This is a genomic window from Eubacterium ventriosum (assembly GCF_025150745.1).
Taxonomy (GTDB): domain Bacteria; phylum Bacillota; class Clostridia; order Lachnospirales; family Lachnospiraceae; genus Eubacterium_G; species Eubacterium_G ventriosum.
Genome location: NZ_CP102282.1, coordinates 1,510,972 through 1,528,621 on the forward strand (window position 1 = coordinate 1,510,972; position 17,650 = coordinate 1,528,621).

Genomic DNA, 17,650 nt, shown 5'->3' on the forward strand with positions numbered 1-17,650 from the left:
TTTGTGTTATAATTAGCTACAAATAATTATGTTAGTATGATTCTAAAAAAATATGTAGAAATTGGGAAAATAGTGTGTTAGAAGCACGGAGGTGAAAAATGAGTCAATTTAGGAATATTGTTAAAAAAGCAGTAGTTATAGGGCTTTGCATTTGCACTTTTTCTGTTCAGGTAAGCGGTGCTACACCATGGTCATCAGCCAATGGAATTTTTTATGATGGAAATGGCAATGAAATAAAAGGTGCAATAGCTAAAGGTATTGATGTAAGTTATCACAACGGTGACATTGATTGGGCAAAGGTTAAGGCGGCAGGGATTAGTTTTGCTTTGCTTAGATGTGGATATGGAAATGATGAAAGAAATCAGGATGACATAAAGTTTGTGCAGAATGTAAAAGGTTGTGAGGACAATGGTATTCAATATGGAGTTTATTTGTATTCATATGCAGTTGGCAATGACAAAGAAAAGACTTTAGAAGATATGGCTAGAAGTGAGGCAGAACACGTTCTTAGAATGATTGAAGAAGCCGGAGCTAAACCTACAATGCCTGTTTATTACGATATAGAGGACAAATCTCAGGTTGAAATGACTACTAAGCAGTATGGGGATATGGCTGAAATTTTTTGCAATATTGTAAAAAATGCCGGCTATAAGGCTGGTGTTTATTCTAACTATTATTGGTGGACCAATAGACTTACTGATTCAAGATTTGATAATTGGGGAAAATGGGTTGCAAGATATAATAACACAAGTGAGTACAACAAAGAATATGATATTTGGCAATATACTGAGTCAGGCATAGTAGATGGCGTGGGAAGTGGAATGGATGTTAATATTTTGCTTTCAAGACCTTGCAGTATTACAGGACATCAGTATGAATTTTGTCAATTAGTGTCAAAATCAACAACCACAATAAATGGAAAAGCTACATATAAATGTAAAACCTGTGGTCACATTAAAACAATAGACATAGCAAAAATTAATCAGATAACAATTTCAAAAACAAAATATGAATATACAGGAAAAGCCTTTAAACCTACAGTTACAGTAAAAGACAGCAACGGGCAGGTAATTTCAACTCAGAATTATAATATAATATATTCATCTAACAAAAAGGTTGGAAATGGCACTGTAAAGATTGTTTTTAAAGGCAATTATAGTGGCACGATTACAAAAATATTTAAAATAGTTCCAAAGAAAGTAAGTCTTACAAAGGCAACCAACATTAAAGGCAAAAAAGTCAAATTGGGTTGGAAAAAGGTATCGGGAATATCCGGTTACGAAATCCAGTATGGCATAAATAAGTCTTTTAAGAAGGCAAAGACAACAACAGCCAAGTCTTCTTTGAAAACAAAAACAATTACAAAACTTAAAAATAAAAAGAAATATTATTTCAGAATGAGAGCTTATAAAAAAGTATCTGGAACGAAAGTTTATGGAGTGTATAGTTCAAAGAAAACAGTTAAAATTACAAAGTGATTATTAAAGCCGGTGCAGAAACATGTTTAAAATTAGACGTGATATTAATTGATAATATTGATATTTTTGTTATAATTAAAAAAGCGGGAATTAAATTTTTGAACGGGAATCAAAGATTTTTTAGACGGAGGAATTATAATGGAAATTAAAGAAATTTTAAGCAAGGTAGATCATACATTATTAAAACCTGAATCTACTTGGGAGCAGATTAAGGAGATTTGTGATGACGGAATCAAATATGAAACAGCATCAGTTTGTATTCCACCATCATTTGTAAAACAGGCTGCTGATTATGTGGACGGCAAGATTGCAATCTGTACAGTTATTGGTTTCCCTAATGGATACAATACTACAGAAATCAAATGTGCAGAAGCAGCACAGGCAGTTAAAGAAGGCGCAGCGGAAATCGATATGGTTATTAATATTGGATGGGCTAAAGAAGGAAGATGGGATGACATTTTCTGCGAAATCAACAAGATAAAAGAAGCTTGTGACGGCAGATTACTTAAGGTAATCGTTGAAACTTGTTTATTAACTGATGAAGAAATCGCTAAGGTTACTAATGTAGTATCAATGTCAAAGGCAGATTTCATTAAGACTTCAACAGGTTTCTCAACAGAGGGAGCAACATTCCATGTTGTAAAAATTTTTGCAGACAATATTTCTAACGGAACAAAGATTAAGGCAGCAGGTGGAATCAGTTCATTAGAAGACGCAGAAAAGTTCATTGAGCTTGGCGCTGACAGACTTGGAACAAGTAGAATTGTAAAAATCGTTAAGAACGAAAACGCAGGTGCCAATGAGTACTAGGAACTTTTGTGGTTCTGGTAATATTGGAGTGGTTGCTTATAGTGAAAATAAGCAAAGAAAAATAAAGAATGAAATTAGAAGAGATTGTACTAAAATGGTACAGTCTCTTTTTTTGACCTCAAAGTTGATAAAAAAATGTGTTGACTTAATACAATCCGTATGATATAACTTGAATTGTATTAATTGTACTAGTTGCAATAGTACAATGAAAACAAAATAGAGAGTAGGGGAGAAAACTATGCTAGAGACAAGAAATTTGAAAAAGGTTTATAAGACCAAAAAGGGTGTGTCTGTAACAGCCTTAAATGACGTGTCTATTAAGTTCCCTGAAAAGGGTTTGGTTTTTCTTTTAGGAAAATCAGGTAGTGGTAAATCTACATTATTAAACCTTTTAGGTGGACTTGATAAATATGATGAAGGTGAAATTATTATTAAGGGAGTTTCATCTAAAGACTTTAAACAGAGTCATTTTGATTCATATCGTAATACATATGTAGGATTTATTTTTCAGGAATACAATGTATTAGAAGAATTTTCAGTAGGAGCTAATATTGCTTTGGCAATTGAGCTTCAGGGAAAGAAGGCTACAGATGAAGAAATCAACAGTATTTTGAAACAGGTTGATTTGGAAGGCTTTGGTGATAGAAAACCTAATGAATTATCAGGTGGTCAGAAACAGAGAGTTGCAATTGCAAGAGCACTTGTAAAACAGCCTGAAATAATTATGGCAGATGAGCCAACAGGAGCACTTGATTCTAACACGGGAAGACAGGTATTTGAAACACTTAAGAATTTGTCGAAAGACAAACTTGTAATAGTAGTGTCACATGATAGGGAATTTGCAGAGCAGTTTGGTGACAGAATTATCGAACTTGCAGATGGAAATGTAATTGATGATGTTACTCGTAAGGTTGGGTATGAAAAACAGGGTGAAGAACTTAATAATGGTATTAGTTTTGAAAATGACACAATGACTATTAAGTCAGGATACCATTTAACAGAAGAAGATAGAGAAAGAATAAATCAGTATATTGACGGTATTGGAACAGACTTAAAGGCTGTAATTAAAAAAGCAGACAGGGGAAGTTTCCAGCAGACTAACGAGGAAGATATTGTTCATAAGAAAGGTGATTTTAAACTTATTAAGTCTAAATTACCTTTGAAGAATGCTTTCAAAATAGGGGCAAGTGGTTTAAAACACAAGAAAATCAGACTTGTAGTTACAATTTTACTTTCATTTGTTGCATTTTCATTATTTGCTTTGGCAGATACTTTTGGAAACTACAATCACATTAAAACATGCACTAATTCAATTAAAGATACGAACATAACTTATGCGTCAGTTATTAAGTCATTAAAAATCGGTTCAGGAATGAACGCATACTGGAACGATTACGGCAACAGCATTAGAGAAGACGAAATAACAAAGTTAAATAAAGATACAGGACTGGATTTTACAGGTGTTGTCGTTACAAATCAGGATATGGTTTTACCTAATTATAATAAGGAAGTTGAATTAACAAAGAATGGTGATATGTGCCATTATGCAACAGATTTTTCAGGCTATGCTAATTTGACAGAAGCAAAAATCAAGGAAATGGGTTACAAGATTGTTGCAGGAAAATTGCCAAAAGACAACAATGAAATAGCAATTAGTTCTTATGTTTATGAAACATATGCAAAGGCAGGATATATTTCAGAAGATGGTACAAAGTCTGAAATAAAATATTATAATGACTTAGTTGGCAAGAAACTTAAAATAGACAAGAAAGAATTTACCATAGTAGGTATTGTTGATACAAAGGTTGATATGGATAGATATAAGTCTATTTCAGAAGATAGCAAGGGCAAATCATCAGCGCAGAATTTGACTGATTTTGCTTTAAGTCAAGAATTAAGCCACATTCAGGAATACAGTTTGGCTTGTGATATCTTTGTAAGCGAAGAAATGCTTAACAGCATCAAGGAAGAATATCCTAATTATGTACAGTTAATTAATAACTATATGTACGTGTCAAGTGATGATACATATATTGATTCTTCAAGAATTGCGTCATTAAGTGAAATTGATACAAAAGATGTAACATGGGTCGATGGTGAAAAGACTAAACTTGCTGATAATGAGATTATCATAGATATCAATGCATTATCAAAAAATGATGAAGAAGGCTATTCTTACAGTAAAAAAGAAGCGTTGAAGATTTTGAAAGACAGCCAGTACACATTGGATTATTATATTAATGATGAAGATAAATCAATTAATGGAGTTAAGGTAGTTGGTGTACTAAATGCAGATGGAAAAGCAGATAAATATTCAGACCTTTATGTACTTCCTGACAGCCTTTATAATTTAAAATGGACTGAAGGCAAGGGCGAATATTCATATGCAGTTGCAACAATGCCAACAAACAAGGCAGATATTGAAAAACTTGTAAAATATTGCTACACAGAACAGGGCAATATGAAATATCAGATTGAAAACTCAGTAACTTTTGAACTGGACACAGTTAATGAAGTTTTGAAAGTAATGTCAAAGGTATTCTTATACATTGGTATTGGTTTTGCAGTATTTGCAATGATTATGTTATCTAACTTTATTGCAACAAGTATTTCATATAAGAAGCAGGAAATCGGAATTCTTAGAGCAATCGGCGCAAGAAGCAATGATGTATTTAGAATTTTCTTCTTAGAAAGTTTTATTATTGCAATGATTAACTTTGTTCTTTCAACAATTGGAACAGGTGTGGCAACAGCAATAATCAACGGTATGTTTAGAAAAAAAGCAGGAATACTTATTACAATACTTAATTTTGGACCAAGACAGATACTACTTTTACTTGTAATTAGTATTGGAGTTGCGGCAGTGGCAAGTTTCATACCGGTTTACAAAATTGCATCAAAGAAACCAATTGAGGCCATTAGAAATAGATAAGAGTTAAAGGATTAAGTGTCGTTTGGTGCGGCACTTTTTCTTTTTTTGTTTATGTTATAAGTTTCTGCTATGAGTGTAATCTGAGCGAAAAGTTTCTGCTTTAAGTATAATCTGAGTTATAAATTTCTGTTTCTAGTGTAACCTAAAAAATGAGGAGTTGAGTTTTTTATACCTTACTATATCTACAAACAATAAATATTAGTTATACAAACAATTTGACACTTGAAAAACATATAGTGGAATTTTATAATGAATACATCGACTACATATTCTATAATGTCGCATAATGTCAGGGGGATACATTCATGACATACGAACAGTTTATAGAACAGGTAAAGTGGGAAGTAGAAAATATAGCAAGAGAGTCTTTTGATGACGTGAGAACAGTTGTAAGAACGGTTACTAAGAATAACAATGTTCGAAGAAAGACTATAAGCATTTTTAAAGAGGGACAGTTGGCTACACCGACAATTTACCTGAGAGATTATTATTTGGATTATAAGAAAGGAAGAAGTATCGAAAACATAGGCAGAGAAATCTTTATGATTTATTCTGAAGGTACAAAAAGATTTACTTTTGATGTGAATCAGTTTTCTGATTTTTCGAAAGTAAAGGACAAAATCTATTATAAGCTTGTTAATTACGAAATGAACAGACAGGCGTTAAAAACAATGCCACATTTTAAATTTTTGGATATGGCAATTGTGTTTTTCGTTTCGATTATGGGCAATGAGAAGGAGCAGGGGACAATAGCAATTCAGAATGCTTATGTTGAAAAGTGGGGGATTAGTAAGGAGGAGTTAAGAAGAACGGCAATAAAGAATACTTGGAAGGAATACCCGCCTGAAATTAAGAAGATGGAAGATATTATATCTGAAATCGTTTTGGGGCAGGTTACATCAGAAGATGATGACGAGGACGGATTAATTTCAGAAGAAATCAGTTATGGTGAATTTAGTATTGATAATGTTCGCCAAATGATAAAAGAAGAAGTTGATAAAATGCGAGCACAGGCAGAAATGGATATGTATGTGCTGACTAATACATCACGTAACTTCGGCGCTGCATGCATTACATATCCGGGAGTTTTAAAGGAATTTGCAAGAGAACACAACAGTGATTTCTACATTATTCCAAGTTCAGTCCACGAAGTGATATTAATTCTGGGAGAACAGATGTCTGTGGAAGAAATGAATCTGATGGTGGAAGAAGTAAATGAAAGAGAAGTTGATTCCATAGATGTATTGTCTAACCATGTTTATCAATATAAGAGAGAACTGGAAGAGATAATATACTAGGATTATGTTGAAAAATGGCTTATTGAATCTGTGGTTATGCAGATGTGGAAGACATTGGAACACACTCGGATATAAGTATAAAAGTGGAGTGTAAGCTTAATAATATGCGAATATTCGTGTAGTCAAGATTTATGTGTCTTAACATCTAAGCTTATTAGAAAACAACTTCGAAAATGAAAAAGCTGTGGCTTTGGCAACACACAATGGTTGTTGGAGTGCAGCTTTTTTGCATTATGTTTAATTACGTATCGTGGAATGAAAAGGTTGTGCCACACGTAATTGACACTTATTAAGGAATCCTCCCAACTACGCCTAGTCCCTCCTTATGACAAGTACGCACCTGGCGGGAATCGAACCCGCATTTTCGTCTCCGGAGGACGACGTTCTATCCATTATACTACAGGTACAACTTCTTAATTATACATTAAATGGACTAAGGTATCAATAAGAAGATATGTAGAACAATGTCAGTGCAATTAAATTTAAAATATATCATAGTAAATATCATTGAAAATGTCAGTTAGTTTATTGCAAGTTTATAGTTGGCTAAAAACTAAAGTTGAATTTATAAATGATATTTGATAAACTAATGGGGAATTATTTTTGAGTACAAAAAGAAAAGATTAAATATAGGGTAAGGAGAATTAAAGTGGAAACTGAAGAGAAGAAGTTAACAAGTTCAGAAATAGACCAGATGCTTGAAGAAGCGGCAGCGTATCACGTGGAGCCTAAAGAGCCATCTAATAAAGACAAAAAAAATAAAAAGAAAAAAAAGAAAAGAAAACAGATAAGATTTGACATTATCATTGCCATTGTTTTGGCAGTTGTAGTTGTAGTGGGAGCAGTTTTTGCAATTAGCAAGCTTGCCGGCAAGTCTTCATCAGCTAGTAAGAAGAGCAATGTGGAGAATCCACTTGAAGATGACAAATATGATGAAATTACTGACGTTGTAAACAATTATCTTAACGCATATTTAGTTGAAGATTCACAGAAGAGATTAGATATTCTTGCAAGATACGTTGACAATATTGGAGACCTTAGCGAAAGTGATATAGCACAGAAGAAGTACATTACAAGCTATTCAGAAGTTGAATGTTATACAAAGAATGGTCCTTATGACAACACTTATGTTGTTTACGCATACTACCAGACAGAATACAAGAACATTTCAACTAAAGTACCAAGCCTTACAACATATTATGTAATTAGAGATGCAAAAACAGGAAATGTTTACATTCATAATAAGTGGAGTGATGAAATAAAAGATTATATTTCAAAGGTTTCAAAAGATGCTGACGTTCAGAAATTAATTTCAGATGTTCAGAAAGAACTTTTGGAGGCTGAAAAGTCAGATGCTAACTTAAAGAAGTTCCTTGATGCTCTCACAGGAAAAAAAGAGGAAACAACTACAGCAGCTCAGAAAGCTACTCAGGCAACTACACAGCCGGCAACTGCTAAGCCGGAACAGAAGACAACACAGGCAACTAAACAGGCTGCCACAACTAAGCCTGCAGTTATTCAGAAGGCCACAACAGCTAAGCCTACAGAAGCACCTACAACAACAGCTGAGGCAAGAATTAAATAAGACCAAGGTCTTAAGGAGATTAATAGTTGAATAAGAAATGTTATATAGTTGGTGCCGGAGATAATTCCGGCACCAACTTTTCTAAAGAAAAAGATGAATATGTTATAGCGGCAGACGGTGGACTTGCTACTCTTGAAAAGTTGGGAATACAGCCGGATTTTATTTTAGGTGATTTTGATTCTTTAGGCTACGTGCCCGATGGAAAAAACATAGAGGTTCACAAGGTCGAAAAAGATGACACAGACATGATGCTATCAGTGGAAAGAGCCGTAGAATCAGGTTACAATGAAATAGAGATTTTTGGTGGCACAGGTGGACGAATAGATCATACGGTGGCAAATTTTCAGACAATGCTTTGGGCATCTAAGCAAAATGTGAAAATCAAAATGACAGACAAAAATCACGTTTATTTTATGATTACAAATGATACACTGGAAATAAAAGGAAAAGACGGAGCAGATTTGTCTGTTTTTGCTTTTGGAGGAGACGCTAAAGGTGTTACAATAAAAGGTGGAAAATATCAGGCAGAGAATGTAACTTTGACAATGGACAATCCTACAGCCGTAAGTAATTCTTTTATCGGTAAAAAAGTCAGAATTTCAGTGGAAAGTGGAAGCCTGCTTGTTATTGCGGCAAAATAAAAACATATAAAGTATAAAAATTGTTTAACTACTTAATATGTTTGAAAACAATCAATTAAAAATGAACATTATAAAATATTGAATTGGTGTAAAAATGGAACAAAATATTAGATTAAAAGAAAAAAAGTCAGCGGACGAACAGATTAGATTGAATAAATTTTTAAGTGATGCAGGATATTGTTCCAGAAGGGAAGCAGACAGACTTGTGGAGCAGGGCGTTGTAAAAGTTAACGGAAAAACTGCAGTGATGGGACAAAAAGTGACCATCAATGATAGTATAATGGTTAAAGGTAAGAATATTTCAAGAGAAGAAGAACAGATTCTTATAGCACTAAATAAACCTGTTGGAATTGAATGTACCACAGATTTAAATAACCCGGACAATATAGTGGATTTTATTAATTTTGATAAGAGAGTTTATCCTATTGGAAGGTTGGATAAGAACTCTCAGGGGTTAATACTTTTGACTAACGACGGTTCAATTGTTAATAACATATTGAAAGGCTCAAATTATCACGAGAAAGAGTATGTTGTTACAGTTGATAAGCCGGTAACAGACGATTTTATTAAGAAAATGTCAACAGGTGTACGAATTCTTGATCAGGTAACAAGACCGTGTAAGGTAACTAAGGTGAAGAAGCATGTTTTTAATATTGTTTTAACTCAAGGGTTAAATAGACAGATTAGAAGAATGTGCGGAGAGCTTGGATATAATGTTCAGAAGTTGAAAAGAATAAGAATAATGAACATTGAATTGGGTAATCTTCCTGTGGGACAATATAGAAAGGTTACCGACAGTGAATTAAAAGAATTAATGAGAAATTTTAATTGATTTTAACAAAGGTTCAAAAAGATTAAAGAATAAAATTATAGAAAATTAATTTTAGGTTAGGTGGATATAATGGATAAGTCAGAAAGAATTAAAGATCTTGTAGAATTATTGAATAAAGCTAACAAGGCATATTATCAGGAAGCCAATGAGATAATGACTAACTTTGAATATGATAAGTTGTATGATGAATTGGTTGGCTTAGAGAAAGAAACAGGTATGGTGTTGTCTAACAGCCCTACAGTTAACGTAGGTTATCAGGTTGTCAGTCAGTTGCCAAAGGAGCAACACAACAGCCCTATGCTTTCCCTTGATAAGACTAAAGAAGTTGGAGCATTGGCAGATTTTGCAGGAGACAGAAAGTGTCTTCTGTCTTGGAAAATGGACGGCTTGACAGTTGTTCTTACTTATGAAAATGGAGAACTTGTAAAGGCTGTAACACGTGGCAACGGATTGGTTGGAGAAGTAATAACAAACAATGCAAAAACATTTAAGAATATACCGATTTCAATACCTTATAAGGGCAGACTTACTCTTAGAGGGGAAGCAATAATTAAATATTCTGACTTTGAACAGATTAACAGAGAGATTGAAGATGCAGATTCTAAGTATAAGAATCCTAGAAATTTGTGCTCAGGTTCAGTGCGCCAGTTAAATAGTCAGGTTACGGCAGAGCGAAATGTTAATTTTGTAGCGTTTGCACTTATTAATGCAGATGATGTGGACTTTGACAATTCAATTGAGCAGCAGTACAAATGGATGGAAAGTCAGGGATTTCAAGTTGTTGAGTACAGGGTTGTAACAAGAAATTCAATGGAGGATGCAGTAAAATATTTTGCTGGAAAAATTCAGACTTACGATTATCCTTCTGACGGATTGGTTCTTATGTTTGATGATATTGAATATGGTTTGTCACTTGGAACTACAGCCAAGTTTCCGCGAAACGGAATTGCTTTTAAATGGGAAGATGAACAGGCAGAAACTACGCTTAAATATATTGAATGGAGTCCAAGTCGAACAGGACTTATTAATCCTGTAGCAGTTTTTGAACCGGTTGAACTTGAAGGAACAACAGTAAGCAGGGCAAGTGTGCATAATATTAGTATTATGGAAGAATTAGAACTTGGCTCCGGTGACAGAATTAAAGTTTACAAGGCTAATATGATTATTCCACAGATTTCAGAGAATCTAACAAAGAGCGGAATAGATGATTTGCCTAAGGAATGCCCTGTATGTGGTCATGCAACTGAAGTGAAGGCAGAGAATGGAATAAAGACACTTTATTGCCCTAACAGCCAGTGTCCGGCTAAACACGTTAAGTTATTTACTTTGTTTGTGTCAAGAAACGGAATGAACATTGACGGATTATCAGAGGAAACTTTGGAGAAGTTTATTGACGCGGGCTACATTAAGGAATTTGCAGATATTTTCCATTTGGACAGATATTATGAAGAAATAGTTGCAACACCGGGATTTGGACAGAAATCATATGATAATCTTATGGATTCAGTGGAAAAAGCCAGAAATGTTGAACTTTCAGCGTTGATTTATAGCTTGGGTATTCCAAATATTGGTTCAGCCAATGCCAAGCTTATTTGCAAGGCGTTTAACAATAACATTGAAAAAATAAGAAATGCAAGTGTTGAAGAGTTGATTGAAATAGATGGTATAGGTGAAATAATGGCAGAGAAGTTCTGTCAGTATTTTGCAGACGAAGACAATATCAAAAAACTTGATAATCTTCTTAAAGAAGTAAATATTGCAGAACCGGAAGAAAATACAACTCCTCAGAACATGGATGGTTTGACTTTTGTAATAACAGGTTCAGTGGAACATTTTGCTAACCGTAATGAACTAAAGTCGTATATTGAAAAGCATGGCGGAAAGGTTACAGGCTCAGTTTCAGCTAAGACTAATTATCTTATAAACAATGATGCAATGTCAGCATCTTCTAAAAACAAAAAAGCCAAACAATTAGGTGTGGAAATTGTTACGGAAGAAGTTTTTTTAGAAAGATGGTGTAAAGATATTGAACAGTAGGTCATAATATGGTAAATATGATACAAGGATAAAAGTTGGCAGAATAATCAGATATAAAGTCAGATGAAAAATAATATAAATAAAACAAAACAAACCTGACAGAAAACAGATATGAAAGTTATATTTTTATCCTATGTATGAATAGTATTAAATTTCTAAATAAGTATTTCAGGAGGAGTTAGTTATGAGAAATGATATAGTAGAAATTTTATGCGACATCAATCCACTGTTAGACCCGGACGATGAAGACATGAGCATAGCAGAATTTTTAGAATCAAAACAATTAATGGAGTTAATAGCAAGACTTGAAGACCACTTCGACATCGATATTCCATATGACGATAGAAATGAAGACAACTTCTACAGTGTTGACACAATAATCGAATTGCTAGAAAGGTTGCAGTAGAACTTCAAAGAATTAAGAAATTAAAAAATCGCTCATAAAAGTTTGAAGACAAACATATAGCTATCAAACTTTTATGGGCGATTTGCGATAAATAAGGAGTATGACCAATTGGTAGTACTACTTATTTTTGTGCAAAATTTCAAAAGTCATATTTGCGGGGAACACACATCTAAAATCCAACTGATTTTGTACAATATATGATTGAATTTGTGGTAGATGTACCCCGATATTTTAAAAACTTCGTTTTTTGAGGTACGCGTCCTAATTTCTAGTATTTATTCACTTGACTTTTTTTCCTGTTGCAGATACTATAATAATTGTATTAGTTGTAGTAGTACAATTATAGCGAAGGGGAAAGAATATGCTTACTGTTAATTTTCAATCAAGAACGCCGGTATATCAGCAACTTTACGATGATGTTGTAAGACTGGCATCTCTTGGAGTGTTAAAAAGCAATACCAAATTACCACCTGTGCGTGTTTTGGCGACAGAGCTTGGAATTAATCCTAACACAGTGTCGAAAGCATATAAGATGCTTGAAGCTGATGGGTATATATATTCTACAGTTGGACGTGGAAGTTTTGTATCAGATAAGTTGTGTCAGGATGAGGCTGAAAAAATTGCCGCAAGGCAGGAACTGAAAAGTGCCTTGAAGAAAGCGTATAAAAAAGGTGTCACAAAAGAAGAAATAGTGAATATGATAGAACAGATAATAGAGGGAGTAGACACAGAATGATAGAAATTAAGAATTTGACTAAAAAATTTGATTCAAATGTAGCCCTAAATAGAATGAATTGTTCTATTAGCGAAGGCACAATTTTTGGATTGGCAGGTAGTAATGGAAGTGGAAAGAGTACGTTATTAAGGACGTTATCAGGTGTTTATGAACCAGATGAGGGTCAGGTTATAATAGATGGAGAGCCTGCATTCGATAATCATAAAATAAAAGAGCGTTGTTATTATATTGCGGATTATCCGTTTTTCTTTAACGACAGCACAGTTGAGAATATGGGGAAATTATTGAAAAATATTTATTCCACATGGGACCAGCAGAGATTTGAAGAATTATGTGAAATGTTTCCAATTGAAAGAAAAAAGAAAATTATAAATATGAGTAAAGGAATGCAGCGACAGGCATCACTTATTCTTGCTTTTGCAGCAAAACCTAAATATTTGTTCTTAGATGAAATTTTTGACGGTTTGGATCCACTTATAAGAAAAACGCTTAAGACACTTATTATTCAAGATGTGACAGACAGAAATATGACATGTATTATTGCATCTCATAATTTAAGAGAGATTGATGACATATGTGACCGAATTGTAATGTTGCATGATGGTTCACTTTTGACTAATGAGGAAACAGATAGCCTTAAAAATAAAATACATAAAATTCAGATGGCTTTTAAGAATAGTCCAAGTGTAAAAACACTTACAGAAATGAATGTTCAGATTATAAGTCAGGTTGGAAACTACTTTAGCGTAATGGCACGAGGAGATATAGACGAAATTATGGAAAAACTTAATTCATTAAACCCTGTGTTTATAGAAACTATGCCTTCCACATTAGAGGAAGTATTTATTAATGAAATGGAGGGCGCAGGATATGGAAAATAATAGCTTAAGTAATAAATCTAAGGCAATAGCATTATTTAAATGGACTAATAGAAAATATCTTTCAGTTTCCATAGCATATTGGATTTTGTTATTTCTAGCCTATCCTTTGGCAGAAATATTTATAATGATTACCAGCATATCTGCAGATGGGAAGTATAATTATTATGTAGACAGAATGCAGACTTATGGAGTGCTTATACCGTCCACTTTGTTTGCGGCAATTGCAATAGGATATTCAATTGTAATATCCTTAATTGCATTTTCGTACATGCATAATAAGAGATGTGTTGACTTATTTGGCAGCTTTCCGGTAAGCAGAAGAACATTGTTTTTTTCAAGGTTTGCCTCAGTTATATTTTCAACATTGATACCTGTTATAGTTATTGGTTTAATAGGTATGATTTTATCATTTGCACATAAAGCCTTTATAGATGGAGCTTCAACAATAGGTTTATTGTGCTTAGTATTAATTGGCAACATATGTTTTATAGCAATCATCTCTCTTTGTTGTGGAACAACTATTGATGTTATAATTTGTTATGGGGCAATTAACGTGTGCTATCCTATAGCCGTATTTTTATGTAGCTATTATCCAGGAGAAATTTTACCGGGAGTTGGACAAAAAGACCTGCCGTCATCACTTTATACGTTACTTTGTCCAATTATGGCATTCTTTACATCTGCTTTTGGAGACGGTTTGGCATTACATACAATATGGTGGATTGGATTTATAATAGTTGTCACAATCGTTTGCTATCATTTGTGCAAAAAGAGAAAAGCTGAAACAGCTCAGAACGGATTTGCATTCGCAATTGTTGAAATAATTATAAAGTTTTTAACATGCTTTACATGTGGACTTGCCATTGGCTTTATAATGTCACAGCTTGGAAATATTTACAGCAGTGTTTTGGCATCTTATATTTGGCTTGTTGTTGGAATTATTATTGGAATATTTACTTCTAATATTTTACTTCATTTGGCATTTCACAGAGGATTGTCAATGTTTAAAAGTAGCTTAGTGGAAAGTCTGGTTGTTTTTGTTACAACAGGGATTTTTATAGTGATTATTGCAACCGGAGGTCTTGGATATGACACTACAATTCCTAAAGAGTCAGAAGTTGAGAGCGTTATTGTAAAGGAAGCAGACAGAGACTATTTTATTATTAACGGCAAAGATATTGTTAATTCATATCAAGGCGACGCGAAAAGAATCAAGAAGACTCTTGAATTGCATAAAGAAATTATTAACAAGTGCAAGGCTAAAAAACACCATGGTTTTTATGCACTGACACGACAGTCTGATGATGATTATGGTTCTGTTTCGGATGAAGATGAATATGAGAATACAATTAGTTCTACGGGGATAATTATCAAATATAAGCTTAAAAGCGGAAAAATAATCACAAGACAGTATAGAAGAGGTGAAGTGCCGGTTAGTCAGGATGAGAATGTTAAGGATTTGGTAGCAAATGATTTGACTATGATTACAAAGATACCGGTTAAATATTTGTCAAGTTGTTATATTCAGGATATGCAAAACGGCGGATATAGCAGTACAGATAAAGATTTAAACAAAAAACTGGTAGTGGCACTTATTAAAGACCTTAATAATGTGAAAAAGATAAAAAAAGACGAATATGATTATAGTATAGATCTTAACTATACTGATAGTGGAGAAAACTATAATTATAGAAATGGAACAGAGATAAGTGTAAATATTTACAGCGAATATAAAAATGCACTTAAGGTTCTTAATGACAGCGGAGTACTTGCGAAGCTGGAAGAATAGTAGTATATTAGAGAAAGCGACCGAGTGAAGGACGAAAAGCCTATTATTCGATATGCTGGCTAAAAAAATATCACACGGAGGATAGAATTATGGACAAGAAAAATATTGATTGGGCCAATATAGGTTTTGGTTATGTTCAGACAGATAAGAGATTTGTGTCTAACTTTAAAGATGGTAAATGGGATGACGGTCAGTTAACTGACGATGCAACAGTTGTTATCAGTGAATGTGCAGGTGTATTACAGTATGCACAGACATGTTTTGAAGGAATGAAAGCTTACACAACAGAAGATGGACGTGTAGTAGTGTTCAGACCTGACTTAAATGCAAAGAGAATGGAAGATTCAGCTAAGAGACTTGAAATGCCGGTCTTCCCTCAGGATAGATTTGTAAAAGCAATTGAAGAAACAGTAAAAGCTAACTTAGCTTATGTACCACCATATGGTTCAGGTGCTACATTATATATTAGACCTTACATGTTTGGTAGTTCATCAGTTATAGGTGTAAAGCCGGCTGAAGAATATCAGTTTAGAGTATTTACAACGCCTGTAGGACCTTACTTTAAGGGTGGCGCTAAGCCTATCACAATTAAGGTAAGTGATTTTGATAGAGCAGCACCTCACGGAACAGGTCATATTAAAGCAGGTCTTAACTATGCAATGAGTTTACATGCAATCGTTACAGCTCACGCAGAAGGTTTTGATGAAAATATGTACTTAGATGCAGCAACAAGAACTAAGGTAGAAGAAACAGGTGGAGCTAACTTTATTTTTGTTACAAAAGATAATACAGTAGTTACACCTAAGTCAAACAGTATTCTTCCATCAATTACAAGACGTTCATTAATGTATGTTGCAGAACATTATTTAGGACTTAAAGTTGAAGAAAGAGAAGTTTACTTTGATGAAGTTAAAGATTTCGCAGAATGTGGCCTTTGCGGTACAGCAGCAGTAATCTCACCAGTAGGAAAGATTAATGACCATGGCAAAGAAATTTGCTTCCCAAGTGGAATGGAAGAAATGGGACCTATAACAAAGAAACTTTACGATACATTAACAGGAATTCAGATGGGTAGAATTGAAGCTCCTGAAGGATGGATTTACGAAATTAAATAATTAAAGATAGGATAGAGTATGTGGAATAGAGCAGATTTAAAAGCAAATGCTAAAAAGATTTTTTTCGGGAACTATTGGAAGGCAGTTTTAGTAACACTTATTTTGACAATTATTCTTGGTGGTGCAACAAACACAATAACAAGAAGAATTTCAAATAATCAGTCAACAGATTGGTCAATTGATCAGGATTTTTCCGGTGTTTCAAGTTATGATGAATGGTCAAATGATGAAATATTGAACATTGGAAACAGTTCATTGTATGGTTCAGAATATCAGACATATCTTAGAATTTATGACCGACTGAAGAATATACCCGGATCAGTATGGGCAATGTTGGGAATTGCTGTAGCAGTAGGAATAGTTGTTGGTCTTTTAATTTCCATTTTCTTACTAGCACCTTTACAGGTTGGATGTTACAGATGGTATATTTTAAACAGAACATCTAATCCACCAATGGGAGAATTGTTAAATTCATTTAGAAATGGATATTTTAACACTGCTAAGATTATGTTTTGCAAGGGTTTGTACACAACACTTTGGAGTCTGTTGTTTATAATACCGGGAATTATCAAGGCGTATGAATATAGTATGATTCCATATTTGTTGGCCGAGAATCCTAATATGTCAAAACAGGAAGCTTTTGCAATAAGCAAGGAATTAATGGATGGAAATAAGTTTAATGCATTTGTACTGGACTTATCATTCATACTTTGGAATTTTGTAGGTGCATTAGCACTTGGTTTACCTGGAGTATTCTTTGTTAATCCTTATGTTCAGTTAACTAACGTTGAACTTTATGTAAAATTATGTCAGATTAGAGCAGAAAGACATAATTCAACATATAATCAGGATAACAACCAGAATTTTAATCAGAATGATTTTTCAGGTTATACGCAAGTATAAAATTAAGTAAAAGTAATGAAATAACTAATAAAATAAAAAAAATGGCGGTTTTCGCCATTTTTTTTTTATATTGTACTAGACAAAGATATTATAATTTGTTAAAATTATAACAATCTTAATAATATTATTACTAGAAGTGGGAATTTTACAAAATTGTAACAGAAAAGTCATCTGTTTTTTCTTGCGGTGAAATAGTAAAAATGGTAT

The 17,650-nt window shown here is 33.6% G+C and carries 14 protein-coding genes and 1 tRNA gene; 14 read left to right on the forward strand and 1 reads right to left on the reverse strand.

The window, feature by feature from the left end; genetic code table 11:
- Positions 1-98: 98 nt before the first annotated feature.
- From NQ558_RS06810 to NQ558_RS06825, 4 genes are all read left to right on the forward strand, one after another.
- Positions 99-1,478, forward strand: coding sequence for a GH25 family lysozyme (locus NQ558_RS06810; protein WP_005363760.1), 1,380 nt, complete (start codon positions 99-101; stop codon positions 1,476-1,478).
- A gap of 138 nt (positions 1,479-1,616) precedes the next feature.
- The gene (gene deoC, locus NQ558_RS06815; RefSeq protein WP_005363762.1) at positions 1,617-2,288 is read left to right on the forward strand and encodes a deoxyribose-phosphate aldolase; all 672 of its coding nucleotides are present in this window, start codon (positions 1,617-1,619) and stop codon (positions 2,286-2,288) included.
- 238 nt (positions 2,289-2,526) lie between these two features.
- The gene (locus NQ558_RS06820) at positions 2,527-5,220 is read left to right on the forward strand and encodes an ABC transporter ATP-binding protein/permease (protein ID WP_005363765.1); all 2,694 of its coding nucleotides are present in this window, start codon (positions 2,527-2,529) and stop codon (positions 5,218-5,220) included.
- A 305-nt stretch (positions 5,221-5,525) separates the two neighbouring features.
- Positions 5,526-6,518, forward strand: coding sequence for a DUF5688 family protein (locus NQ558_RS06825; protein WP_005363767.1), 993 nt, complete (start codon positions 5,526-5,528; stop codon positions 6,516-6,518).
- A gap of 335 nt (positions 6,519-6,853) precedes the next feature.
- Here NQ558_RS06825 and NQ558_RS06830 read toward each other — a convergent pair.
- A tRNA-Arg gene (locus NQ558_RS06830) sits at positions 6,854-6,925 on the reverse strand.
- Positions 6,926-7,167: 242 nt separating this feature from the next.
- On the opposite strand from NQ558_RS06830, the gene NQ558_RS06835 reads away from it, so the two are divergent.
- From NQ558_RS06835 to NQ558_RS06880, 10 genes are all read left to right on the forward strand, one after another.
- Positions 7,168-8,103, forward strand: a complete 936-nt coding sequence (locus NQ558_RS06835; protein ID WP_215724377.1) for a hypothetical protein — start codon at positions 7,168-7,170, stop codon at positions 8,101-8,103.
- Between the two features lie 26 nt (positions 8,104-8,129).
- Complete coding sequence (locus NQ558_RS06840) at positions 8,130-8,744, forward strand: thiamine diphosphokinase (RefSeq protein ID WP_050750992.1); 615 nt, start codon at positions 8,130-8,132, stop codon at positions 8,742-8,744.
- Between the two features lie 94 nt (positions 8,745-8,838).
- Positions 8,839-9,576: a 23S rRNA pseudouridine(2604) synthase RluF gene (gene rluF / locus NQ558_RS06845; protein WP_005363778.1), complete on the forward strand. Its 738-nt coding sequence runs from the start codon at positions 8,839-8,841 to the stop codon at positions 9,574-9,576.
- Positions 9,577-9,645: 69 nt separating this feature from the next.
- Positions 9,646-11,613: an NAD-dependent DNA ligase LigA gene (ligA, locus tag NQ558_RS06850; RefSeq protein ID WP_005363780.1), complete on the forward strand. Its 1,968-nt coding sequence runs from the start codon at positions 9,646-9,648 to the stop codon at positions 11,611-11,613.
- A 184-nt stretch (positions 11,614-11,797) separates the two neighbouring features.
- Complete coding sequence (locus NQ558_RS06855) at positions 11,798-12,019, forward strand: phosphopantetheine-binding protein (RefSeq protein WP_005363783.1); 222 nt, start codon at positions 11,798-11,800, stop codon at positions 12,017-12,019.
- Between the two features lie 361 nt (positions 12,020-12,380).
- Positions 12,381-12,755, forward strand: coding sequence for a GntR family transcriptional regulator (locus tag NQ558_RS06860; protein ID WP_005363785.1), 375 nt, complete (start codon positions 12,381-12,383; stop codon positions 12,753-12,755).
- The gene (locus NQ558_RS06865) at positions 12,752-13,636 is read left to right on the forward strand and encodes an ABC transporter ATP-binding protein (RefSeq protein WP_005363788.1); all 885 of its coding nucleotides are present in this window, start codon (positions 12,752-12,754) and stop codon (positions 13,634-13,636) included. The genes NQ558_RS06860 and NQ558_RS06865 overlap by 4 nt, the downstream gene beginning before the upstream one ends.
- On the forward strand, positions 13,626-15,425 hold the full coding sequence (locus NQ558_RS06870) for an ABC-2 family transporter permease (protein WP_040447363.1): 1,800 nt from the start codon (positions 13,626-13,628) through the stop codon (positions 15,423-15,425). Before NQ558_RS06865 ends, NQ558_RS06870 begins: the two co-directional genes overlap by 11 nt.
- A gap of 50 nt (positions 15,426-15,475) precedes the next feature.
- Positions 15,476-16,540 (forward strand): branched-chain amino acid aminotransferase, encoded by a 1,065-nt coding sequence (locus tag NQ558_RS06875; RefSeq protein WP_256279249.1) that lies wholly within the window; start codon positions 15,476-15,478, stop codon positions 16,538-16,540.
- An 18-nt stretch (positions 16,541-16,558) separates the two neighbouring features.
- Entirely contained in the window at positions 16,559-17,443 is an 885-nt protein-coding gene (locus NQ558_RS06880) for a DUF975 family protein (protein ID WP_005363802.1), read from the forward strand.
- The last annotated feature ends 207 nt before the right edge of the window (positions 17,444-17,650 follow it).